Origin of the sequence: Corallincola spongiicola (assembly GCF_004284785.1) — a bacterium.
Taxonomy (GTDB): domain Bacteria; phylum Pseudomonadota; class Gammaproteobacteria; order Enterobacterales; family Neiellaceae; genus Corallincola; species Corallincola holothuriorum.
Map to the genome: position 1 here is coordinate 138598 of NZ_SHLY01000007.1, position 25206 is coordinate 163803.

The 25206-nt window shown below is 50.1% G+C and carries 15 protein-coding genes; 9 read left to right on the top strand and 6 right to left on the bottom strand.

Going from position 1 to position 25206, the window contains the following annotated elements; genetic code table 11:
* The first annotated feature begins 59 nt into the window (after positions 1 to 59).
* The 4 genes from EXY25_RS16430 to EXY25_RS16445 all read left to right on the top strand — a co-directional run bounded on the left by EXY25_RS16430 (position 60) and on the right by EXY25_RS16445 (position 5886).
* Positions 60 to 2654, top strand: coding sequence for a TIM-barrel domain-containing protein (locus EXY25_RS16430; protein ID WP_130567711.1), 2595 nt, complete (start codon positions 60 to 62; stop codon positions 2652 to 2654).
* A gap of 226 nt (positions 2655 to 2880) precedes the next feature.
* Complete coding sequence (locus tag EXY25_RS16435; protein WP_130567712.1) at positions 2881 to 3165, top strand: hypothetical protein; 285 nt, start codon at positions 2881 to 2883, stop codon at positions 3163 to 3165.
* Positions 3162 to 5132, top strand: coding sequence for a putative bifunctional diguanylate cyclase/phosphodiesterase (locus tag EXY25_RS16440; RefSeq protein ID WP_165419391.1), 1971 nt, complete (start codon positions 3162 to 3164; stop codon positions 5130 to 5132). The genes EXY25_RS16435 and EXY25_RS16440 overlap by 4 nt, the downstream gene beginning before the upstream one ends.
* A gap of 130 nt (positions 5133 to 5262) precedes the next feature.
* On the top strand, positions 5263 to 5886 hold the full coding sequence (locus EXY25_RS16445) for a 3'-5' exonuclease (protein WP_130567714.1): 624 nt from the start codon (positions 5263 to 5265) through the stop codon (positions 5884 to 5886).
* Between the two features lie 100 nt (positions 5887 to 5986).
* Here EXY25_RS16445 and EXY25_RS16450 read toward each other — a convergent pair whose 3' ends face one another.
* Positions 5987 to 6883: a LysR family transcriptional regulator gene (locus EXY25_RS16450; protein WP_130567715.1), complete on the bottom strand. Its 897-nt coding sequence runs from the start codon at positions 6881 to 6883 to the stop codon at positions 5987 to 5989.
* A 131-nt stretch (positions 6884 to 7014) separates the two neighbouring features.
* Between EXY25_RS16450 and EXY25_RS16455 the strand changes: the two genes are divergently transcribed.
* Both EXY25_RS16455 and EXY25_RS16460 read left to right on the top strand, forming a co-directional pair.
* Complete coding sequence (locus EXY25_RS16455; protein ID WP_130567716.1) at positions 7015 to 8001, top strand: zinc-dependent alcohol dehydrogenase family protein; 987 nt, start codon at positions 7015 to 7017, stop codon at positions 7999 to 8001.
* Between the two features lie 307 nt (positions 8002 to 8308).
* Positions 8309 to 10597 carry a hypothetical protein gene (locus tag EXY25_RS16460; RefSeq protein ID WP_130567717.1) on the top strand — a complete coding sequence of 763 codons (2289 nt, stop codon included), beginning with the start codon at positions 8309 to 8311 and terminating at the stop codon, positions 10595 to 10597.
* Between the two features lie 144 nt (positions 10598 to 10741).
* On the opposite strand, the gene EXY25_RS16465 is transcribed toward EXY25_RS16460, so the two are convergent.
* A complete protein-coding gene (locus EXY25_RS16465) occupies positions 10742 to 13288 on the bottom strand; it encodes a PKD domain-containing protein (RefSeq protein WP_165419392.1) in 2547 nt (848 codons plus the stop codon).
* 526 nt (positions 13289 to 13814) lie between these two features.
* On the opposite strand from EXY25_RS16465, the gene EXY25_RS16470 reads away from it, so the two are divergent.
* A complete protein-coding gene (locus tag EXY25_RS16470) occupies positions 13815 to 14405 on the top strand; it encodes a hypothetical protein (RefSeq protein ID WP_130567719.1) in 591 nt (196 codons plus the stop codon).
* Positions 14406 to 14681: 276 nt separating this feature from the next.
* On the opposite strand, the gene EXY25_RS16475 is transcribed toward EXY25_RS16470, so the two are convergent.
* On the bottom strand, positions 14682 to 17006 hold the full coding sequence (locus tag EXY25_RS16475; RefSeq protein ID WP_130567720.1) for an alkaline phosphatase: 2325 nt from the start codon (positions 17004 to 17006) through the stop codon (positions 14682 to 14684).
* 595 nt (positions 17007 to 17601) lie between these two features.
* Here EXY25_RS16475 and fusA point away from each other — a divergent pair.
* Complete coding sequence (gene fusA, locus EXY25_RS16480; protein WP_130567721.1) at positions 17602 to 19632, top strand: elongation factor G; 2031 nt, start codon at positions 17602 to 17604, stop codon at positions 19630 to 19632.
* A gap of 143 nt (positions 19633 to 19775) precedes the next feature.
* Here fusA and EXY25_RS16485 read toward each other — a convergent pair whose 3' ends face one another.
* Entirely contained in the window at positions 19776 to 20819 is a 1044-nt protein-coding gene (locus tag EXY25_RS16485; protein WP_130567722.1) for an alkene reductase, read from the bottom strand.
* A 133-nt stretch (positions 20820 to 20952) separates the two neighbouring features.
* On the opposite strand from EXY25_RS16485, the gene EXY25_RS16490 reads away from it, so the two are divergent.
* Complete coding sequence (locus EXY25_RS16490; protein WP_130567723.1) at positions 20953 to 21543, top strand: TetR/AcrR family transcriptional regulator; 591 nt, start codon at positions 20953 to 20955, stop codon at positions 21541 to 21543.
* Between the two features lie 222 nt (positions 21544 to 21765).
* On the opposite strand, the gene EXY25_RS16495 is transcribed toward EXY25_RS16490, so the two are convergent.
* Together EXY25_RS16495 and EXY25_RS16500 are read right to left on the bottom strand one after the other, a co-directional pair.
* Positions 21766 to 24462, bottom strand: coding sequence for a carbohydrate binding domain-containing protein (locus EXY25_RS16495; RefSeq protein WP_130567724.1), 2697 nt, complete (start codon positions 24460 to 24462; stop codon positions 21766 to 21768).
* 39 nt (positions 24463 to 24501) lie between these two features.
* Positions 24502 to 25200, bottom strand: a complete 699-nt coding sequence (locus EXY25_RS16500; protein WP_130567725.1) for a hypothetical protein — start codon at positions 25198 to 25200, stop codon at positions 24502 to 24504.
* Positions 25201 to 25206 lie beyond the last annotated feature (6 nt).

Here is a 25206-nt window from a genome sequence, read left to right on the forward strand (position 1 = left end):
GTGCGGGGTTGCTTTTACCTACTTTGGTTTATCACTTTCGCTATTGCAGGGAGCGCTCTATGAGTATGCTTGGCCTTCATTCGTTACTACGCGGTCTCCCCAGTGTGACCTTATCTGCCATCACTTTAACTATCTCCGCTTGTTCCAGCGGAGGCTCCTCTTCAGTTGAAGGCCCATTGCAATCACAGTATATCGACGCGCAACAGCCGCAACTGTTGATCACTGGTGGGCAGGGGGATGTGATGGTGACATTATTGGATGATGATCTCCTTCATATCGCCTACCACAGTGAATTGTCTGCCGGACAACCTTACTTTTCGCCCATGCTGGCGCAGACACAGTTCGATGGACCTGCCAGTCATCAATATGATCCCTCTTCTCAGACGTTAAGTACTGCCTTGTTGAGTGTGACATTAGAGAAGGGTTGTTTGCTGACCACTGATTTGAGCCAACCTGAGCCGATCACGTTAACCCGTCTTTGTCTGGCTGAAAGTGACGATGACGAGCTTGAGCTGACACTGAGCCAAGAAAACTTTAGTCATATTTATGGTTTGGGTCAGAAGTTGGATACCAGTGACGACGGTGCGAATTGGCTCGGTGAGGAGCGTTTACCTGCAACCTCTACCGGTAACGCGATGGCCTATTCCGATATTGCCGCATCGGGTGATACCCAAATCCCCGTGGCCTATGTGCTCGGCGAGGGGATGGATAACTACGGCCTGTTCTTCGATACACACTATCCGTTGTCGTTTGATTTCGAATCACCTCAATGGCAGGTGAGTAGTGAAGAGCCGTCGTTAGGCGTGTTCCTGTTTACCGGTACTGATCTAAAACAGCTACGCAGTCGATACCTAGATCTGACTGGGCGCGCACCTGTGCCACCGTTGAAGGCTTTCGGCTTATGGGTTTCCGAATATGGCTATGACAATTGGCAAGAACTCGACAGTAAACTCGCTAGTCTGAAACAGGCGCAATTTCCCATCGATGGATTCGTGATGGATCTGCAATGGTTTGGCGGTATTGAGACCAGCTCTGAAGATACTCAGATGGGCTCGCTGACCTGGGACCGTGAGGCTTTTCCTGAGCCTGAGAAAAAAATAGCAGCGCTGGCCGAACAAAATATTGCGCTAATACATATTGAAGAGAGCTATGTCGGTGCTGGTTTACCGGAGTACCAGCAGTTGGCAGAGAAGCGCCAGTTGGCGATGGATTGTGAAGCCCCTTGTACAACGCCCAGCAAGCTCAGCTCCAATCCCTGGTGGGGGATCGGTGGGATGATCGATTGGACCTCTTCGTCGGCGAGGGTTGATTGGCACAATGAGAAAAGGGTAGCGCTCATCGATGATGGGTTTTTGGGCCATTGGACCGACTTAGGCGAGCCTGAGCTCTATGATTACAGCAGTATATACAGCGGACTTGAATGGTATGGCGAGCCGAGAACTGATCATCCCAGCGTACATAACCTGCTAAATTTCTATTGGAGTCAGGGCATTGCCGAGCAGACGGCTGCAACCCATCCAGATCGCCGCCCTTGGATCCTCAGTCGTTCCGGTGCCGCAGGTAGTCAGCGCTTCGGTGTGGCGATGTGGTCGGGAGATGTCGCCAGCCGCTTTTTGGCTGTAGAAGCGCAGATGCCCGCACAGACCAACATGAGCCTGTCAGGATTTGACTACTATGGCTCGGACATTGGTGGATTTCATCGTGGCGGTACCTCTGGCAGAAATCTGGATACCCTTTATACCCGTTGGTTAGCGACCTCTGTGTTGATGGAGATCCCTTTACGCCCCCACACCGAAAACCTATGTAACTGTAAAGAGACAGCTCCGGATCGAGTCGGTGATCAGGTCAGTAATTTGGCCAATCTGCGTACCCGTTACCGCTTAACACCATATCTCTATAGCTTGGCTCACCACGCCACCTTAACCGGTGAGGCGATGTTCCCACCATTGGTGTATCACTTCCAGCAAGATGCCAATGCGCGTGATGTCGACCAGACCAAAATGATTGGTGAGAGCTTGCTGTTCACTGCGATCACAGATAATGAAGATCAGGTGAATAGCTACCTGCCTGCAGGTTCATGGGTGAACTATTACGATCTCGCTGAGGTCACGCAATCGTCAGGAGCCGTGTTCCAACATTCGGTGACGGGCCAGTTGAGTGAGAGCGAAACCGTTGTCCGTGCGCCGCTGTTTATGCGTGCCGGTGCTATCGTGCCGACGCTGGGCGAAGACGTTGCCGATCTTGGTCGTGTGGCTGCAGCTGATATTCAATGGTTTGAAAATCTGCAGCTGAACGTTGTTGCTGATAGTCAGTCTCACCAGTTTTCCTTATATGAGGATGACGGCCTGACGCAGAGCTATCTAAACGATGGCCTTGCTGAAACCGTGATTGAGCTTGCTCCGCAAGCCGATGGCTATCTCGTTACGCTGAGTCCCAATCAGGTTGCGAAGTCCTCCGCAGCACAAAGGCAGCTTAGTGTCACTTTTGTCACCCCCGAAGACACCATTAGTCAGGTCGAAGTTAATGGCGAAAGGTTGCCACAAGTGACCCCGCAGAGCGGTGATATCGGTTGGTATCTTCTCAATGGTGGCTTAGTGGCGGTATTGGGTGAGGTGAGTGTCGGTGCAGAACAAGCGATTCGTTTTGTTCGTTAGATTGCCGACGGCTTAAAGTAGGCGAGCTTTGGCTCGCCTTTTTTATGCCCGCGCGGTGGCGATTTTTGTATGGAAGGTCGCCGCATCAATAAAGTTCACTGGCTGCATTAAATATGTTGCGAAGTTACCAAAAAACTAATCTGCTCATTAAGTTACTTTGCATAAGCCGGTGTCGACGGCTACCTTTTAGCTAATGAAATTAGGATGATATGGATGGCGAGTTAGAATGGTATCGCAAGCAGAAATATTGGTACTTTTGCTCTGCTCAGGGTTGTTGGGAATGGTATTCGCCTTTCGCTCTAGCCTGGCTCAGATCCCCTACTCACGATTGCTCCTAGGTTCACTTTTCGCGTTTGTCTTTGGTTCTGTATGTACCGCCGTTGAACACATTTTCTGGTTAGATTTTTTTAATTTCCTCGAGCATATCGGCTTTTTGTTAAACGCCGTACTGATGGCTGCATGGTGTTTTCTTGCCACCGAAGAGGGTATGGCGAAGGATGCAGATGGATGATTGCTGCCATCGATTTCTTCGCCTCTGTATTCTCAGTTTTAGCCTTGGTCATGCTGAGTTTAAGGCACAAGCGTGTTAAGCAAAAACGCGCGTTTTGGGCGCTATTTTCACTCATTGCTGTCACCACCTATATAAATTTTTTCAGTGCCATCGAGTGGTATGAATTGTGGTTTAGGGGGGTCGCGTTAAGTGATCATGGGAGAGAGCTATTTCACGACTATTTTCAAGTTCTCCAGCCCGTGCTGTGGGGGCTTTTTCTCTACATCTTTATACAGGCCGAGCAAGCGCGTCGGTTAAAAGCGGCTTATCAGCAAACCCGAGATGTGCTGACCAATATGCCGGTGATTTTGCGTGCCTATAACCATGCTGGTGAATTGATTGAGTGGAATAAAGCGGCAGAACAGGTGAGCGGGTATGCCGCTGATGAGGTGATTGGGAATCGCGACATTACTAACGCTATCTTCCCTAGCGACGAATTGCCTCCTGCCATGGCTGTGACCCTCAGTGAGCTTTCAGACGGTGATGTGAATAGTTTGCTTTATCGCAAGGACAGCTCCAAACGTATTGTCTCCTGGTATTGCTTGCCACAAAACGCTGAGGTTATTCCTGAATGGCAGTCGTGGGACATTGGTGTTGATATCACCGAGCGATATGAGTCACAGCAAGAGCTGATCAAACTGGCGACCACAGACCTGTTGACCGGGCTACCGAACCGCTACCTATTACTCGACAGATTGAAAACCGTCTCTTCCCAAGCGGCAGAAAGTGGTCAGCAATGTGCGCTGGCGTTTGTTGATATTGATGATTTTCGTGCTTTGAACGATACCCTAGGGCACTCGTTAGGAGATGAAGCTTTAAAATCATTTGCCGAGGTACTTCATGGTACCCATTGGTTCCGGGAGCAAATGGTTGCCCGAGCGTCGGGTGATGCTTTTGCGATTATTGTTCGGGGCTGTAATCAACACTATTTGATGGAAGGGTGTCAGCGCTTGCTTGATGCGTTGGGACAGCAGGAGTTTGATCTTGCCGGTAGTCATGTTCAATTAAGCGCGAGTATCGGCTTGTGTCTGTTCCCAGACGAAGGCGTCAGTGCTGAAGAGATCATGAAAAATGCAGAGCTTGCTATGTATTCGGCCAAAGCTTCAGGGAAGCGCTGCTACGAATTCTTTTCTGACTCGTTGTATGTGGATCTGGTGTGGGAGCGGGAAACCAGCAAGCAACTGTTTACTGCGATTGAGGAACAAGAATTCACGCTGAACTACCAACCTCAGATCTGCCTGCAAAGCGAGCAGGTGATGGGTTTTGAGGCACTGATTCGATGGCCTCGAAGCACGCCTGATCGCTTCATCCCATTGGCTGAACGAAACGGCATGATCCACGGCATCTCTGAGTTTGTTATGGTGACCGCTTGCGAGCAGCTAAAAAAATGGCAACAGCAGGGGTTGAATACCCGCATTGCCATCAACTTATCAGCGCTGCAATTTTATCAATCTCATCTTTGTGACAGTTATTCAAAAATCGCCGCAGAGAAAGGGGTCGATCCTTCGCTGATTGAGCTTGAGATCACCGAAGGCACGCTGATTAAAAATGTGGCACAGGCGATTGAAACCATCACCCAGTTTAACGCCCGTGGCTTTACCGTCTCTTTGGATGATTTTGGCACGGGGTACTCCTCTTTCGCCTATTTGAAATCTCTGCCGGTCAGCAAGATCAAAATTGACCGTTCATTTATCAAAGATATTCATGAAAGCGACGCGGAAGTCGCCATCGTGAATGGCATTATTAACTTAGCCCATAATCTAGGTATGCAAGTACTCGCCGAAGGGGTTGAACTGCGTTCGCAGTTCGACCTATTGAGAGATCTTGAGTGTGATGCCATGCAAGGTTGGTTGTATGCGCCAGCAATGCCGCCTGATGAAGTGACCCACTGGCTTAACGAAAAAGAGTTGGCTCTGATGCCGCTTTAATTGTCGGTGGCGCAAGGCAACGGAGAGCGTTTTTGTCCTCTGTTGTCGATAATTCTTTGTTAACGTCGCTTCTCTATTGGATTGTCGGTCGGTAGAATTAAGCCATCTCTCCGCAACGTGAATTAGCCCTTTGAGTACCTCTGCGCCCGCGAATACCGTTATTGTTCTGGATTTTGAAACCACAGGTCTTTCGCCGAATCAGGGTGACCGGGCGATTGAAATTGGTGCGGTGATGCTGGAAAAGGGGCAACCTGTGGCGCGTTTTCAGGAGTTGATGAACCCTGGGTTTCGCATCAGTCGGTTTATTGAAGATTACACGGGTATCAGCAACCAGATGCTTAAAGACGCAGCTCCGTGTGAAGAGGTTATGACCCGTTTTTATAACTTTATCGGCGGGCACAACCTCGTTGCCCATAACGCGTCATTTGATCAGCGCTTTCTTGATGCCGAATTCGCGCAAATAGGGTGCAGCTATAGCGGTGAATTCAGCTGTTCAATGTTGCTTTCCCGACGGCTTTTCCCTGATGCACCTAACCATAAGCTAGGCAGCCTGGTGGCATATAAAAATATTGCCAACGACGGGGTGTTTCACCGAGCGTTGGCGGATTCAGAAATGACCGCTAAGCTTTGGAACTGCCTGCTTGAAGAGCTACAACAAAGCTACCAGCTGCACACGCCAAGTTTTAAATTGATGCAGCAGATCTGCAGTAAAAGCAAAGCGGCCGTACCTAAATTTCTGCACGCACAGAACTAAGCGGATTGTGGTATAGACGCTGAATGCAGCTTTAACTGGCTTGCGCTTTTTATGTGTGGATTGCCAACCGAGTTCTATGCTGTTCGCGCTGGCGAGCTTTTCACTGTTTATCCCAATAGGGCGTACTGCCAAAGTGCGCTGCAAAATAATCGATAAATGCTCTGACTTTAGGTGCCAGCAGGCGTGAAGTGGGGTATACCGCCCAAATGGCGGTGCCTGATACTAGGGGGAAGTCGCGGAGTATCGGCACTAACTCGCCTCTTTTAACGTGTTGATAGGCACACCAGCTGGAGCTGAATGCAATGCCCAGTCCGTTTGCACAAGCATCGCGTACGACTTCACCATTATCGGTACGTAACGTCCCTTTGGTCTTAATCGTTTGCTTCCCCGTGGGGGTTTCAAATACCCAGCTCTCCAGTCCCATTAAGTTGATACATTCATGCTTTAGCAGATCCTCCGGTGTGCTAGGTTCGCCATGTTCGGCCAGATATTGGGGGGATGCGTAGACACGGCGGGTATCTGGCGCCAGTTTTCTTGCTATCAGTGTTGAATCTTCGAGCTCGGCATTGCGAATGGCAATATCAAAGCCCCCCTCGACCAGATCGACGATAGTGTCTGAAAAACGAAAATCGACAGCAAGCTCTGGGTAGTCGATTAGAAACGTTTTAAGTGCTGGCATTAGGTGCATGCGACCAAAAGAGGCGGGGGCGGCGACGCGCAGTGTGCCCGTAGGAATAGCACTGCCGCCACCGACGGCGGCGCGAGCTGCTTCAACGCTGGATAAAACTTCTTCGGCGTGGGGAAGAAACGCTTTGCCCTCCTCGGTCATCGACACTTTGCGTGTGGTGCGATGGACTAAACGCACCCCCAAACTTTGTTCAAGTTTACTGATGTGTGTGCTGGCGACGGCAGGAGATAGACCTAGCTCTTGGCCTGCGACACTGATATTGCGGGTGGCTGTGAGGCGAACAAAGAGCCGTAGATGTTCAATATTCATATCTGCTTTCTGTGTTGAGAGCCTAACTATTATCAATTAAATCTAAAAACTGATTACACAGTTGGCGTTATTTTCATTATCCACTTTAGTAACTAGAGTTGTAAAACACAACTCAACAGAGATCCATCCCAATGAAAGCAATGATAATTCGTCAAGCTGGTGGCCCAGAGGTATTTGAAGTGGCTGAACTGCCTAAACCAGAGCTTAAACCTGGCCATGTGCTGGTGCGCATAGCTGCGACCAGCGTTAATACAGTCGATACCATGATCCGCCAAATGGGAAGTGAGCTGCCATTGTCCCCCGAGATGCCCGCCCTTTTAGGGATGGACCTTGCCGGTACCGTTGAAGCCGTGGGCGAGGGTGTCACGGAATACCGTGTCGGTGATGAGATTTACGGCTGTGTGGGTGGTTTAGCTGATCTGCCGGGCACCTTGGCTGAGTATGTGGTGGCTGATGCGCGCCTGATTGCTCATAAACCAAAAAACCTATCTATGCGCGAAGCGGCTGCGTTGCCGTTGGTGGGTATTACGGCTTACGAAGGCTTGATCCGAGCGGGTATCGCTAAAGGCCAAAAAGTGCTGGTGCATGGTGGCTCCGGTGGCGTCGGCCACGTGGCTTTGCAACTGGCGCGCTATTTTGGCGCCGAAGTATATGCGACAGGTGGCGGAGAGCAACAATCCGAACTGATTGAACAGCTAGGTGCAACAGCGATCAACTACAAAACTGAATCTGTCGCGGATTATGTCGCGAAGCATACTGGTGGTGCAGGGTTTGAATTGGTGTTTGACTCGGTGGGCGGGGCGAATATGGCCAACTCATTTGAAGCTGCAGCGCTGAATGGCCAAGTGGCTTCTACGGTCTCTATGGTGGAGCTGGACTTAACCACAGCACATTTTAAAGGGTTGTCGCTGCACGTGGTGTTTATGCTGATCCCCATGTTGCACGATTTCCATCGTGAGGCCCACGCCGATATTTTGCGTAAGTTGGCTGAGATCGCTGAGGCTGGCGGTTTGCGCCCAGTGCTGGACGAAAATCGATTTACGTTGGATCAAGTGGGCGATGCTCACGCCCGGTTGGCCAGTGGTCAGGGGATGGGCAAGGTTGTTGTCGAGGTTTAGGGTTCAGATCTGATAGTGCCGGGGAATTTCTCGGCACATTGTTTGTTGTGACAACTTGTCTAAGTCGTCCATCGCTTGATGCTGCCTCACGCCTGTAAGTGTTAGCAAAAAAGCTTACTTCAATTAAGCCCCAACGATTTATTAATGTTTTCTCTGAGTTTACCGCGTTCAGAGCGTTGCCTGCTGCATTGCCGTTGTGGCTGTTTTGTTATCTGTTCCAGAGCTGTACTGCAACAAAGTTCTGCCTTATCTGATATGCGATAGTGGCCGCTAGCCGCTAATTGACATACTGATACAAGGATGTGTTGTGATACAACGAACTACAGAACAGCGCCCTAAATATTCCCCACTTTTTATCTTGGCGACTTCTTTGCTGTTGGTTGCCTGTGGCGGTGGGGGAGGTGGATCTGATACTCCGGTTGACGATGCACCTGTTGCGATGGCTTTAAGCCTTAGCGCTGGTAAAACCGAGCTTAAAATGGGGGATACCAGTCAACTCGTGCTTAATGTTGCCTATGATGATGGTAGCAATCAGCCTGTTTCCGCGTCCGATCTGCAATGGCAATGTGTTTCATCGGCGGTGGAGATTGATCAAAATAACTTGCTCACTGCAAAACAATCTGGCACCACCGATTGCACGGCAAATTGGCAGCAGTTGAGTTTGTTGGTGAGCTTTTCAGTCGCTGAAAGTTCTGTGGTTGTTGATCTGATCCGCACATCGCCCCTCGGTCCGCTGACGCTCACTGTGGGCGCACAACAAACAGTGGGTGTGTTCGCTCATTATTCTGATGATTCAATTACCCAAATTAGCTCAGGCTTAGTCTGGCAGTGTGACAGTGATGCCGTCTCAATGATTGGGGAACGTACTGGTCAGGTTGGCCATGTGTTGACTGCCGTCGCGCCAGGCCAAGCAACTTGCAGTGTGCAATGGCAAGGATTAAGTACCGAGTTGCAGGTTACTGTGCAACAAGTCAGTGAAGTTTCTGCTGAGCTTTCGCTCTCTTTCTTGGATCATCTCAAAGATTCAGATCTGAGCCGTTTTACCGCCTGGGTAGAGCGTGCGGTGGCCGGCAACCCTGGTTATGGTTTTTCGCCTGTCGATGCCGTGTATCTTTATTACCTTACGGCAGATGAACGTTATATAAAGCATGCGATTACGCTGGTGGAGCAGCAGGTTTTAGACGCTGAAACCAAGATCGCTGAAGGCCAAAAACCGAAAGTCAGCTCCGACTCCTATCTTCATGTCGGTCGTTTTATCTCTGAGTTGGCATACACCTATGCTTATGGCGGTGAGCTGCTGAGTGATGGTCAAAAGCTGCGTTGGCGCCAATATGCTGAACAGGCTGTGTGGAACGTTTGGCATCATAAAGAGGCTGAGTGGGGAGGACAGCCATTCCCATGGAGTGGCTGGGCGGTCACGCAACCGGGTAATAACTACCACTTCAGTTTCTTAAAAGCGACCATGACCTGGGGCTTGGCAGATAAAAATGAACACTGGCTAACGCTGCTAAAAGAACAAAAACTACCGACGTTAGTCGCCTACTTCGCAGATTTTGAGGGCGGCGGTAGTCGAGAAGGTACCGGCTATGGCGTCGCCCAAGGGAACTTGTTTGATCTGTACCGGATCTGGAAGGATGCCACGGGCATGGATTTAGCTGGACGGTCGCCCCATGCAAGACAAACGATTGATTACTGGATCCATGCCACCACGCCTACGTTGGATCAATTTGCACCTATCGGTGATCAATCCAGAGTGTCATTTCCCCGTTTGTTTGATTACCACGAAAACCTGATACACCGTGCTGCTTCGCTTAATATTGGTTCGCCTGAGGCCAAGCGGGGTAAATGGTGGTTGGATAATAATTCGGTGACGGAGATTGTTTATGGCTTCAATTTGCACACCACACTATTAGCGCAAGAGCCGGAACCGGTTGCCCCTACTGACTTGGTTTATCACTCAAAAGGTGCTGGTCATTTGTTCGTGCGATCCTCCTGGCAGCCCGATGCCACTTGGTTATCTGTTGTCGCAGGTATTTATGATGAGTCCCACGCTTCTCGAGACCAAGGCGCGTTCTCTCTGTTTAAAGACGAGTGGTTAGCCGTGACCCAGAATATCTGGTCCCACAGTGGTATTCATCAAGCCACCGAGGTGCATAACACCTTACGTTTTGTCGAAAATGGCGAAACGGTGCGCCAGAATCTGGATGCGGAATCCTCTATGGATTATCAAGTTGTGGGTGACACAACCACGATCCAGATGGAGCTGAGTCCCGTCTACGGTAAAAACAACAGCATTACATCGTGGCAGCGCGATATCACTTTTACTGCCGACGAAGTGATGGTGTTTGATCAGTGTGTGATCACCAGTGATGTCGAAGTGATTTGGCAGATAAACTTGCCGGTTCAGCCAGAAATATTGGCGGATGGCTCCATTCAGTCTGGGCAACTATTGATTACGCCAATGGTGCCGGCTGCACCTGACATATCAGTAATTAACTGGGTTGATGTAAATGCTAGTGAGTATAAGAATGGTCACTATAAGCTGGAACTAAGCGGTGGCGATTGCCGTTACCAAGTGCGCTTAAATGTTTTATAGCTGGGGGCTCACATAGTTGATCTTGGTGGCTGCCTGCGATGGGAGATGTTCCGACAACGATAAAACAACCAAGCCTGATCGATGGCTTGGTTGTTGCGGCATCGATTATTCATCGATGCCGCAACACGCTGATGTTTCAATAACCTAGAGTTTATTGACCTGATAGCGACGGATGTTATCCGTCAAAGTGATCAGATAAGTCCCTGGCCCCTGAGTGATAGCAATATTGGCGTACTCGTTACTGTGGGTTTCGCCGTCGGGTTCATCATCGCCATACCACTTACCGTCAGCGTAAAACTTAAAGCTGGGGTTGCTGTCGGTGACAGTGACAGTGATCTGCCAGCGATAATCGCCCACTAAGCGCATGGCGGTTTTACTCCAGCCATTTGCTGTGCCGCGAAAATCAACACTGCTAAAGTCTTGTTTGTAATTGGTGTCGTCAGTGACCGTGATGGTGATGGTATCGGTCGCTGTTTCGCCTTTGTCATCAGTCACCGTTAACGTGACAGGGTAGATCCCAGCGTCGGCATAGAGTTTAGCTGGGAAGATGCCAGTTAAGCCATTGGACCATTGATAGGAGACAATGCTGCCGTTAGCCGATGTTGAGCCGCTGGCGTCAAACTGCACTGTGCTGCCTATCATCACCGTGATGTCGTCACCGGCATCTGCGGTTAGCCCCTGTTTACTATAAGACACAGCGTCGATGAGTTGCTTGCTACGATCATTGCCGGAGCGGTAGCCTGATGGCTGCTCCTGAGTACCAACACTGCCCATGCCATAGGTTTTCAGATCAAAATGATTAGCCGAAATATTGATGATGCTAAAGCCGATCTCATACGCGACGCCATTGCTGTTGTGGGGGTAATAGGCAAGCATATGCATATCACTGCTGCTGTTATTCCGGGGCCATTGTCCCGCTGGCGCTGCGATCATATAGCCCACCCCTTTATTCGCATCACGGCCATACTCAGCCTTGAAGTCCAGTGAATGGCTGGTGGCTGTGACAGGTTTCAAGCGCTGGTACTCATGCACATGGCCGGTAATCGCCCAATCGAGTTTTTGATTAAAGTAGTTCACATACGGGCGTAGATATTTGACCTCATCCTTACCGCCAGCCGGGTTGATCGCCGGTACATGCCAGTACGCAAAACTCCAAGGACATGATTGCGCTTGATTGACTTCATCTTGCAGCCAGTTGCCTTGGGCCGCTGCATTGTTGCCGTGGTCGCGCTCAGGATAGCGGCCATAGAACACAGGGATCTCTGAGTTCACGCTCATAAAACAGGCATTACCGTATTGGAAGCTGTAGTAATCGGGGTAACTCATATCCGGGGTGAGATAGAAGTATTTTCTAAATGAGCGAGTGTCCTCAGCGTTACTCCAATACTGTTCAGAGTCGCTGACGTTGCTGTTGCCTGGGGTGTCATGGTTGCCCATGGCTGGCAGCATGGCTTTGGAAGCAAACAGTGTCTGACCTTTATCAAAGAACACCTTCCACCAATAGAAACGCTCGCCGTTTTGTGGAATATCATCTTTTACCATGTCGCCGACGGTGATGATGAAATCAAAGTCATCCATATGCTCATTGACGATCGCCTGGGCGACGTCATGCCAGCGTTGTTGGCCTTGTTCATCTTGCATGTCACCAACCACGAGGAAGCGACTGTAGTCCATCTCATTTTTGGCGGTGATAAAGGCATATTGGCTGGAGAATTCGCCGGCAGGACTGGTGACTTTGTACTCATACTCCGTATCCGCCTGCAAATTGCTTAGGGTAATGTGATGCACCTTCCCCCAGCCCGGTGCGAGATCGGCAACGTTGTCCTCTGCCTGTACTTGCCATTCTGTATCACCCGCTTTGCGGAAGTAGGCTTGGGCAGTAAAGTTGCTGTGACTGCCTGCCAGCTCATAATTGATCACCATATTGCTGGCAGGATTAAGGACGGTTGCCGTGTTGTACGCGCCCGTGGTTGTCGGTTGGATCAGTGTGAGGTAGGGGCCAATATATGGAGAGAAAGGCTGCTCAAGGCAATCTCCGAGATTGTCGAACCAGCGGTTATCGCTGTAGCAACCGGTGGTGCTGCGGCTGAATTCATCGGCTTTGTCGATAATAAAGTTCAGTTGAAGCCCTGAATCGATTTCCCCTTGGTATTTACCAGGTAGTGACCAGACGTAATAGCCACTGTCAGCATCTATGGTTAAAACCTGCTGGGCATTCCAGCCATAACCTTCTAGTTCAGAGATCGCACTCCCGTTGGGGATCCAGGCCCAAATGGTGGGGGCTGATGAGAAGTCATTGGCGTCAAAATAGAACACCAAGTTACTTGTATCGTTATCACCGTCATCCCCATCATCACATTTAGCCACGGCAGTGGCATCAACCTGCTTTGAACCGCTGTTAAAAGTGATCTGGTAACTGCCGCTGTTCTCTATCAGATAGTCACTATCGGGATAGTTTTCACTCCAATCACCGTAGTGATCAATCTTAAAGCGCGGATTGCTGCCGCTGAACTGCTGGCAGGTGACGTAGTCATTGTTGCCGCTGACTACCATTGGGGTTGTGCCCCAGCTATTTGGTGTGCCTCTAAACTGCCAGCTATCAGCATATACACTGGACATGCTGCACAGTAAAAAGAGGCCTAACACTGTCCGCCAGAGGCGGCATTGTGCCTGCTTGGGTACCGATATCATTTTGCGTTCCTTGGATCTGTCCTTGCGCATCTGCGCACCGAGTTTTGCAGGCTAGCATGGATAGTTTTTGCTGTTTTTTTACTCAGCCAAATACGAGAGGTAGAGCAAATAAACAGCGGAAAAATCGATCTGTTTTTGCGCTAAGTTAAATTAAACCGATTTAAAACAAGGGTGTATTAGGTTTTGTTTATGTGGTCATCGTCAGCGTTGTGCCGATGCTTAATATAACCTTTGCAGGTGCTGAATTGAGCCCAGAACAATAGGGGTTCAACTGTTAGTCAATGTTAGCTGTATCTTTTGTGGCGGTATGTTTAGTGTTCTATGAGCTATTAATTCTCCGTTTTCTCCGTTGTTGCTTGCCTGTGGGAGAGCTCATTTGATACAGGCGCCTAGTCGTCACTCATCGGGTGAAACTTGGTGCTTACAGGAGTCAATAATTAGGATCTAATTAACTGAATTTAGGAGATATTAAAGGATATACTGACAGCGCTGCTTGGTTGGAAGAAGTGAATGAAGGGAGTTAGGCATGAGTCATGCAGAAGATTACTACGGGCCAACACTATATTTGGTGATGGTTATAGCTTGTGGTGCTATCACTATCGCAGGTTACCCTGCGGCAGTTGGCTACCTGCTACTGATAAAGCTGGTTTATTCGGTTGTTGTGTCCATGATAATTCATCGATGGCGAGAGTCGTCTGATGTGCTAGTGGAGTCAGAAGAGAATCGTTGGATGGCGAACCTGCACGGTATCCCTGTAAAGGAGGTCTCAAATGCGCTTAAAAACCTTCACTTTACTAGCGAAGATATGATGGTTCGTCGGTATCAGACGTTACTGTTGCCAAAGTTTATACTTATTTCTCTGTTAACTTTCTCGACGATACAACCTCTCTATCAGAATGTTACACAGCAAGGTTTCGGCATGGCTGACTGGTTCGGCGTAGTGCTGCTCGGATATCTGTGCTTCCAGTTATTTTATACGTTTCAGTCCTTAATGATGGCAAAAACGATGCGCTGGGAAGTAAACCGCTACCTACTTGGGGAACATACCTATTATTCGGCATTTACTAGCCATAAAAAGGGCTATTTCATGCCTTTTCTCGATAAGGTGTTTCGCTAAGCGGTGCGATTTGTCTCCGCCGATATAGGTAGGGCGCTAAAGTTGCTGCGGAGGATCATCTGCACCGCACTATTCGCTTTAATGGCTGATCAATGTCAACGATCTCAGTGAGTCTCGGGCGCACACTTGTGTTAACTCGTTCCGAGGACGCTGCCTATGATTACAATGGCCGCGCCATGTTCCGGGTTTCTTCCCTGATGGCGAAAAAGCAGGACGTCCATGAATGCCATGGACGCCCTGGTTTACTTCTAGTCTGCTGCTTAATCGGATTGACGACTACTGGATTGCACCTAGCATCACATTAAAGATACTGGTGTTATCAATGGTTTTATCGTTGAAAATATTGGCGTTAACACCCCAAGCCATCAGTGGCACATTGACGTTGGTGTGGCTGCCCCATTTCCATGTTACGTCCGGATAGATACCAGCACCGTTATCTTTTTGCACTTCCAAGCCGCCACACTCGTGATCGGCAGTGACCAGTAGCATGGTGTCTGTTCGGTTAGTGGTCCAAGCAATTGCCTCGGCAACTGCTTCATCCATAGCGATGGTTTCCTGTACGTTTTGCTCAATCAGGTTGACGTGACCCGCCCAGTCAATTTGTGAGCCTTCCACCATCAATACAAAGCCATTTGGATTTTGAGACAGTATTTCGATTGCCTTGGCGCTCATCTCAGCTAGTGTTGGGATGTCGTATGCCTCATAGGTATGACCGTTGTTGGCTTGTTCCTCAAGAGGCAACACATAAGGGATGCCGCTGCTGTTGTTGCTGAAGTCCTGTGGGCCAAAAATACCAGCGAACTTGAAGTTGTTATTGCCGAACGTAGCAGTATCCACTGTCACGGCATTGAGTGCGGTCTCTGTGTTTACGACGGTATAACCGCCGGCTGTGGCGTTAACTGTATGCATGTCATCGGTGCGGTCATAGGTCCGTGTCCCACACAGTGTCAGGTTCGGCTGCACTTCCTGATAGATGCTGATGGATAATGCTTCGTAGTCGCTACGGTTAGGACCGTGGGCGACGAACGCAGCAGGCGTAGCGTGGGCGCAATCCGACGTGGCAACAACACCAACGGACATGCCATTCGCTTTGGCGTACTCCATGATCGTGGGGTAGTCATCACCGTTACCCGGTTGCGCTACGGAGATCGTACCGCTGGTGGCTTTGTGGCCAGTGGCGAAGGCTGTTGCTGCGGCGGCAGAGTCGGTGTAGTAGTTGTCGCCGTGATGCTCATCTAGCTCATAGCCTAGAGTGTCGGCGCTGGCTGTATAGATTTCAGCGTTGGCAGGCGCTTGTTCCATCGCCAGTGTACTGCCGTTGAAGTGACGTGCCGCTTCGATTTGCGGGAAACCCATGCCGTCACCGATAAAGAAGATGACATTTTTAGCCGGCGCGGCATCAACTACTTCAATGCTGACGGTGTCTAATGCTTCGGTTTCTGTATCGGCATTGATGGTCAACGCCGCATCAAACTGACCCGTGGTTGGTGCGGTCGCGTTAACTCGTGTATCAGTTTGCGACTGAGTAGCGTCAGAAATCAATGTTGGGGTGACAGTCCCTGAGGTTGCCCAGCTAAAACTGTCGGCGAACAAGCTGCCGTCTGCTGTCAGATTGGTTGCTTGGTTGGTGACAGCGATCTGATCGTGACCCGCTGTGGCACGGACTTTATTCATTGAAACGGGGACACCGATCTGGCTATCTCCCAGCATGGAGATATTGAACACGTAAACGCCAGCTTCTACTTCTGCTGCAATGTTGCCGCCTGGATAAGTGGTCAGTACAGAGCTGCCATTTTCCAGGGTCAGCGGCGTATCTTTTAACGAACCGTATTTGTTGCCATATTCATCGCCTTGTTGGATCTTGAAGCTGATGAACTGTGGATCTTCAAATGCAACAACCACTTCATAGCCGCCTGCGCCAACATAGTTGAACAGGAAGTCTTGATGAGCGCTCCAATTATTGAACGTGCCCACCAAGTACAGTGGCTTGGTTAGATCGCTACTGTCTGTTTCAGTGACATTTTCGAGCAGTAATGGCGGTTGGTTAATGGTTTCTGAGGCATCAAGGGTAAAGCGGAATACCTGATCTTCGTCGCCGGTGACCGAGATATCCATGTTTTGATTGCTGTATTCAGTGCCGTCATCGGCTGTGTACTTGCGCTGCATCAGCATCGGTACATCAAATACAACGTCGGCCGCGACATCGGTACCGATGGCAATGTCCCGCTCGGGGCTCCAATCTGGGTCGGAAATTTTGAAGCTGTAATCGCCAGGGCTCATACGAAATAGGGCGATGTAGATGCCGTTGCCTTGGTGGGTAAGTTCCGCTTCAGGACGAGCAGACCAGCTGTTCATGCTGCCTTTGATATATAGGCGACAGTTTTTGTTTGGGTTCTCAGCCTGCTCATCTTCCGTACATTGGTAGGGGCCAATATCAATACTGGTGGCCAGATCCGGATTGGTCAGATCTTGGCCATCAGAGCCCGGAGTCCCTTGTTCGCCCTGAATACCTTGGTCGCCATCGGAGCCGTCGTCACAGGCTGTTACGCCGGCGACGAGCACCAGTATCAACAGCAAATGCTTACACAATTTAATACGCATAACTAAATCCCTGAATAAGTAAAAATTTGATAAATGAATAGGCAAGCGCGTTTGTTTTTAAAATGATTGCGCGTTTGATTAGCGCTGGAGACTTGCCTTCAACACCTTGAAAAAAGGCGTCGTTAGTATTCTTGGGATTTGTAACAGTCAGGTGACAGTTTGATGAAGATCACGTTTTGGTGGCTGAGCTTACGTGATCACGCGGCGGCTGCCTGTGTATTGTTGGGTAAGCAGACTCGACTGTGGGAATAGGTGTCGATGAGTTATCCAAGAGATTAGTTCAGGCCAATGTTATATGTGGCAAATGCTAATGCCTGTATAGGATTGAGGTGCTAAAAGAAAGGTAAAGTGACGCGTCAATTTGCGCTCCGCTATTCGCCTTGATGGCTGATCAATGTCAACGATCTCTATGGTGCTCGGGCGCACACTGGGGTTAACTCGTTCCGAGGACGCTGCCTATGACAAAAACGGCCGCGCCGTGTTCCGGGTTCCTTCCCAGACGGCGCATGACCCATAGCCACAACTGGCCCCGATGAGGGCTACCCTTCTTTAATTGCATTTCCGATATAAAAATAACGCCTACGGAGACGCCCACATGAGCATAGATAACATCCGAAATATTGCCCTGCTTGGCCAAAGCGGCGCTGGTAAAACCACCCTGAGCGAGCAGTTGCTCTTTCACACAGGCACCATCAATACTCTCGGTGAATTAAGCCGAGGCACAACAGTGAGTGACTTCGACGCTGAAGAACGCGCGCTACAAAAATCGATAGATACCAGTTGGCTGCATTTTGAGCATCAAGGCCACCAGGTCAATGTGCTGGATACCCCAGGATCAGCAGACTTTATTGGCCGTGCTATTAGCGTGTTGCCAGCGGTGGAAAGTTGTGCGCTGGTGGTAGACGCCACCGAAGGGGTGAGCAATGTGGCAGAGAAGCTGTTTCAAACGGCTGGCGAGCGAAAGAAATGTCGCATGGTGATCATTAACAAGATTGACAGTGATGCTGAACATCTGGCGACTTTATTGGATGAGTTGCAAACTCGGTTGGGGCCCACCCTGTTGCCGATCAACTTGCCTGTGGCCAGCGGTGATGATGTCATCGATTGTTACTTTGATCCCCAATACGATCGCACACCGGCGTTTAGCAGTGTCGAAAGCGCCCACGATGCTTTGATTGACCAAGTGGTTGAACTCGATGAAGCGTTAATGGAGCTCTATCTGGAGCAGGGCAGCGAGCTTAAGCCCGAGCAGTTGCATGATCCATTTGAAAAGGCCTTGCGCCAGCAGCATCTGGTGCCGGTCTGCTTTGTGTCTGCGCGCACAGGTGCCGGTGTGGATGCCTTGCTGCAAGTGTTAGCTGAGTTAATGCCCACCCCGCTTGAAGGCAATCCGCCACTATTTATGAATTACGACAATCCGGTCACTTTATCTCCAGATCCGGGTAGTCATGCTATTGCCCATGTGTTTAAAGTGGTTATCGATCCGTTTATGGGACGTTTGGCCTTGGCGCGAGTGCACCAAGGACGGTTAAAGCCTGATAGCGCGTTGTTTATTGGTGATGGCCGCAAACCCTTCAAACCTGGCCACCTGTTTCGCCTGCAAGGGAAGGAGCGCGTAGAGGTTAGCCAGGCGGATCCGGGGGATTGGGTGGCGATAGCTAAGATCGATGCGCTGGCTTTCGACTCGGTCATTCATGATTCCCATGATGAAGACCATTTTCATCTGCAGAGTCTGACCCTGCCGCCACCGATGTTCAGTATGGCAATCAAGCCGAGTCGTCGAGGTGAGGAGCAAAAACTGTGGGAAACGCTCGACAAAATAACCGCCGAAGATCCCAGCCTGAGTGTGTCTCATAAAGCCAGTCTGAACGAGACCCTGCTGACCGGGGTAGGTGAATTTCACCTGAAAACTGCGATTAACAAGATGCGCAACCAGTACAAGTTAGCGGTAGAAACCAGTACGCCCAGTATCGACTACCGCGAGACCATCACTGTCGCAGCTGATGGGCATTATCGCCACAAAAAGCAGACCGGTGGTGCCGGTCAGTTTGGTGAAGTGCACTTGTCGGTTAAACCCTTGTCTAGAGGTGAGGGATTCAGGTTTGTCGACAAGGTCGTGGGTGGGGCGATCCCCGGGCAGTTTATTCCTGCTGTTGAAAAGGGCGTACGGCAGATTTTGGAAGAGGGCGCTATTGCCGGGTATCCGATGCAAGATCTGCAGGTAACGGTGACCGATGGCAAACATCACTCGGTAGATTCGAAAGAGATCGCCTTCGTCGCTGCTGGCAGAAAGGCGTTTATTGAGGCGGTGGCGAAAGCTAAGCCAGTGGTGCTTGAGCCGATTGTGGATCTTGCTGTTACGGTACCTGCAGATGCCATGGGTGATGTATCAGCCGATATGGCCAGCCACCGTGGTGTCATCACTGATACCCATGTCGGCAATAGCGGGCGAACTACGGTGCACTGTAAATCACCACTCAGCGAGGTAAGTGATTACTCACAACGGCTAAAGTCGATCACCAAGGGCGAAGGGCACTTCACCTTGGCGCTGAGTCACTTTGAGCCGGTGCCGGTGTCGCAACAAAAAGCACTCTGTCAGGGCTATCGTTCGCAAGAGCTCGCTTAAGTGATGATAAGTGGTGCGCTGTTTTGCGGTAGCCGTGCCACTTATCTGTAACGCGACCAGACAACGGCAAAAACAAGGCTAACCCTTCAGTTAGCCTTGATGATTTTTTCTGTTTATTGGTGATTTGGTCGCGGTAAAAAAGCTTATACCAAACTGGTAAGCATCTCGTCGCTGTACGCTACCAGCGGGGCTTTTGATTTCACCTTCGCTACATAGTCGGGATTAGCGATAAACGGACGGCCGATCGCGAGCAGATCGAACTTATTCGCTGTTATTGCTTCACTGCCGGTCTCGGCGGTGTAGCTGCCGACACCCACTAATGTGTTGTGGTAAACACTACGGATGTAGCTGGAAGCACGGCCACCTAAATACCCGAACTCCATCGCATCATCAAAGATCCCGACGTGAAGAAAGGCTAAGTCACGTTGTTCCAGTGCCGGTAACAGGTAGTCAAATACGTCACGGTCGCGGTCGTCGGCGGCCATATTAAAGTAGGCGCCAGGGGAAACACGCAAGGCGGTTCTGTCGTTGCCGATGCGGTCGATCACGGCGTCTACCACTTCCAGTGCAAAGCGCGCCATATTTTCTGGACTACCGCCATACTGATCCGTGCGCTTGTTGCTGTCATGGTGCAGGAACTGGTCTATCAAATAGCCGTTGGCTCCGTGGATCTCAACACCATCAAAGCCAGCATCTATGGCGTTCGCTGCTGCCTGCGCATAGTCCGCTACCAGCTGCTCTATCTCTTGCTTTGTCACTGGCTTAGGCACTTGGTAAGTCAGTTCACGCATTCTTGGTACGCTGCCTTCGACTGCTTCAGCGGAAGGTGCCAGCACATGCTCACCATGGTAAAAGTGGGGATGAGCAACGCGGCCGGTATGCCAAAGTTGAGCGAACATTTTGCCGCCGTTGGCATGCACTGTATCTGTGACTCTGCGCCATCCAGCAATTTGCTCCGGGGTAAATAGACCGGGGGTATTGGGATAGCCTTGGCCGTCTGCACGAATAATTGTCGCTTCAGAGATAATCAGACCTGCCTCAGCCCGGCGGCCATAGTATTCAGTCATCGCTTGGGTCGGTACCAGGTCTGCGTCAGCCATGCAGCGGGTCAGTGGCGCCATCAGGATGCGATTTTTCAGTGTTAGGGTAGGGTTCAGGGTATAGGGTTGAAAAAGGATATCCGTCATAACGACCTCTGAATCTTGAATGTTTGTTCAAGATAGAATGTTTTGAATGTTTATTCAAGAATGTTTTTGAGCAAACATTCAAAAATAAGTACAATGATAATAGATGTGACTCACAGAGAGTGAAGGCCTGCTGATGCGTAATGCTGAATTCGATAGAGAGAAAGTACTGAGATCTGCCATGAGCGCGTTTATGGCGAAAGGCTATGGCAAAACCAGTATGCAGGATCTTACCAAGGCCACAGGTCTGCACCCCGGCTCCATCTACTGTGCGTTCGACAATAAGCGTGGCCTGTTATTGGCTGCAATTGAACAGTACATACAGGACCGCGGAAAAGAGTTCGATGCTTTCTTCACTGACGATCAAGCTGTATTGACGCAGTTAAAAACCTATCTCGATCATATCGTTCAGGAATGTCTGAGTTGTGAGTCAGAACAGGCATGTTTGCTTATTAAAGCGCTGAATGAGCTGGCTGAACAGGACGATGAGATCCAAAACATTACCTCGGCTAGTTTGGCAAGCTGGCAGGAGGGGATTGAGTATGTGCTACGAAAAGCCCAAACCAACGGCGAACTCAGTGCCGATCAAGATTGTGCCCACTTAGCCCGCTATTTCGTTATGGGCATTTACGGCTTGCGCACCTTTGCGCAAACCCACCCCGAAGCAGAGGTACTGCAGCGCTTGGCTGATAAGCTCTATCAAGATGTGTGTGGAGATAAGATCTAGGCGGGCTTTGTCTCATCAGCATGGTTAGCCGTGACGGCATTTGTCTACCATGAATATCTGTTGCGCAATGCCAGTCTTCGTTGCTATTTCTTGTCCTACTGCGCCTTAAAAAAAGGGCTCACCCCATGAGACTGGCTTGAGCCCTTGTTTATATTTGGTGATTTCTCACCCTACTTGGTCAGGAACGCTGCGACATCACATAAAGAAGTGAGCTGCTTAAACTTAGTAGCCAAGCACAAGTGTCCAGTAACTGCGATAGTCGCTGTTTGCGTTATCGGCTCTGGCGCCGCCAAAGTCGACGTGGTTTGCGTTCATTATGTGGCGGCAATGTCCTTCGCTGTTTAGCCAGCCATTCATTACATCTGCAACTGAGCCGTAACCCGCACCGATATTTTCACCAGCCCAAGTTTTGCTATAGCCATGTCTTCTTGCGCGATCGTTAGAATCGGAGCCATCTAACCCTGTATGGGAGAAGAAGTTATTATTCGCCATGTTGTTGGAGTGCTCTTCAGCTGCCAGCTGCAAAGATTGATGTAACTGAACGGGTGAGGTGGCTGCATAGTATGTTGAGCCACAGTTTCTGCCGACACTGCGGGCTTCGTTCACCGCCGCTAATAGTTGAGCAGATACACTACCCGCATCACCGCCATCATCGGGATCGGTTGGATCTGTTGGTGGGATGTTGTCGGATGACTGAGTCAGTACAACTTCATCAATGATAAACGCTTTTCCAGCGTCAGGACCAAAGAAGTATAGTTCTGCTTTGGATAGGGTTCCTGTCGCTTGCACGGTGAACTCTGCGGCGAGTTCTTGCCAATCGGTTGTACCAGAGACTTGACCTAGTTTATGCCAAGTATATCCGTTGCCATCTTGTATCAATAAACGTGTTTCAATTTTGGCGCTACTTGTCGACACCATGCGTACCATTGATTTCAATTGGTATGTTTCGCCTGTTGTAACGATGCCCGTGATGTTTTGTTTAGGTCCGTGATACCACTTAGTACGGTTTTCACTTACCAAAGCATAGTTACTGTTGTACGCCGTGTTAGTGATGGTAGTGGTTGCGGTATAGCCTGATACCCAGCCGGTGGTGTCGCCTGTTTCTAGATCTCCGTTCTGCAAAAGGTTGGTTTCAGGCTGTGGTTCATCAGTACCGCCGCCGTTGTCTCCACCAGAGTCACCTCCGATAGGAATGACGCGAAGTTGATCTAAGCGCGAACCATCTTCTCGCACATAAACGGTGATCGTGTTTTGGCCCGATAATAGCTCTACTTCTAATGCCTCTGTAACATCTCGGGAGTTCACATCAATCTCTTTGTATACCGCTTGGTTGTGTGTGTCCCATAGGTGTGTGTCGCCATCGTTCACCTTGATCCAGAAAGAATCTGCTGTCTTTTCTGGCGCATAGGTTGTGCCTTTTAGCATGTAACGCCCCGCGCCTGTTGTATTGAAGGTGATCTCTGCGCGGTTTGCTGTCAGTGCGTTACCTTCGTAATACAGACCTTGATGGAGAGAGTCTATGTAACGTCCAGAGCTTGCTGCGTTGTCATCACCTCGTCTGAACAAACCATACAGTTTGGCATCTTCCGCTTCGATAGTGATGGTCGTGGGCTCGCCGCCTGTATCTCCACCACCATTATCCCCGCCGCTGTCGCCACCGCCTGAGCTATCACCGATGCGTACCAAGCGCAGTCGATCTAGGCGCGTGCCATCTTCTCGGGCGTAGATGGTGATGACATGGTCACCTTGAGATAAGTCCACTTCGACGGTTTCAGATATACCGCGGGAATTAACGTCCATCTCTTCATAGGTCGCTGTACCTAATGTATCCCATAAGTGGCGTGTTCCGTTGTCCACCTGGATCCACAGCGAGTCGGCTTGTGAATTTACGGAATAGGCCGTTCCCTTAAGTTGGTAGATGCCTGATTCAGCCAAGGTCACCTTTAGTTCGGCACGGTGCGCTGTGATGCTGTCGTCGTAGTAATTTCCAGCGTAGTCTGTACCTATGTATTGGCCACCGCTGGCTGCGCTATCAGAGCCGCGTTTAAACAGGCCAAATAAGGTGGCTTTTTCTGCTTCGACAATGACGCCTGTGTCGCCGCCCTGATCACCCCCTCCGTTGTCGCCACCGTCATCAGTAGTGGGATACCAAGTGGCAAGTTGCACGGCAACCGCGTTGATGGCATCTACCGCTTCGGCACCATTTGCACTGTTTTTGTCTACACCACATGCATATCCTCTGCAGTCATTCACTGAGGCATCAGAGAAGCGGCGCAATTGGGTGTAGGTACCAAATGATTGGGGATAAGCCATGATGGTGGCGAACGTACTATCCACCCCGTAGCCTGTGCCGTAATCGAACACCCCGCCAAGGCTATTCTGTTTGCGCGAATGCCCTAATCCCATGTTGTGTCCCAGCTCGTGGGCGAAAGATAATAGGCCACAGTTCGAGTGCGCGCCGACCATGTTGTATGCCCAGTCTTTGGCATAGCTGTTGTAGCGGCCATTACTGCCCGTGCCTACGTACCCTAAACCGCAGACATTGCTACTTGGCAGATTTAATAAGGTCACAATATCAGCACCGTACTGTGTCCGTAGGTTGCTTACATTACTGTCTAGTCGCAGCTGGTTTAGGGCATCTGCGTTCATCGCGGTGGCACCCGATTTATTGTATTCACTGCTGTGCACTAAGCGGATACGAATGTCCATGCCACTGGTTTGATAAGCGGTATTTGTGGTGCTGATAAGGTGGTTAATATAGGTATTGATGGCACCGCTTTGTTGGGCTTTTGCTTCTGCGGTGTATAACACCATCACATCAACGGTTTCATAGGCACTTGCTGAGGCTGTAGCCAACAAAGCTGAAGCACAAAGGCCTAACGTGGGGAGGAATGCTCTCTTTCCATAGAATCGTTTCATGTTGTCTCTTTATTGATTTTTTTATTGATAAATAAGGCGTTATTCTTGTTCCGGGGGAGGGGCTATCGCGACTGGAGGCACGATATGATCAGGCTTGTCCCAGGTGATCAGCGAGCTTTGCTCTTTGCCTGAAATGATCCAGCCTTCGTCATTATGGCCTTGCACAAAATAGGTATCTGACGGCGTATCAATGGTGGCATACAATGCGTTTTCACCTGACGTCAGTGTGACGACGTAAGCTTGTCCATCATCACCGATAAATTGTGATGTGACGTCATATCCGCCATTCGGCAGCGACCGTATTGCCACCACTTCACTTGGTATGCTTTCTGAAAGTTGTGGAATATTTACATTGATCACATCACCAATTCGGAACGCTTTGCCGACAAGTTCCGAGTACTCGATAAAGCGTCGATCTGCCCCATCATCCGCGAGTTCATCGTATTGTGCCGGGACGTCGTCTAGCGCTTGCCAGGCTGATACTTTTACCTGTTGTCGTACGGCGTCATTATCACGTGTGTCATCACGTCCGCCTGGTGGCAATGTGCCTGCTGTCGTTGGTGCGGAGACATCAGTTGAGTATGCCTCGTTTGGTTGGGGCCGTTGTTGCGGCGTGCTGTTGGATGCATCGGCCGTAACTGCAGGTGGTTGGCTGGTGTCTGTGCTGCTGAAATACACGACAGCCGCGATACTTAACGCCAATACACTAGCCGTCGCGACCCACTTTGCTGTGCTCATATTGAG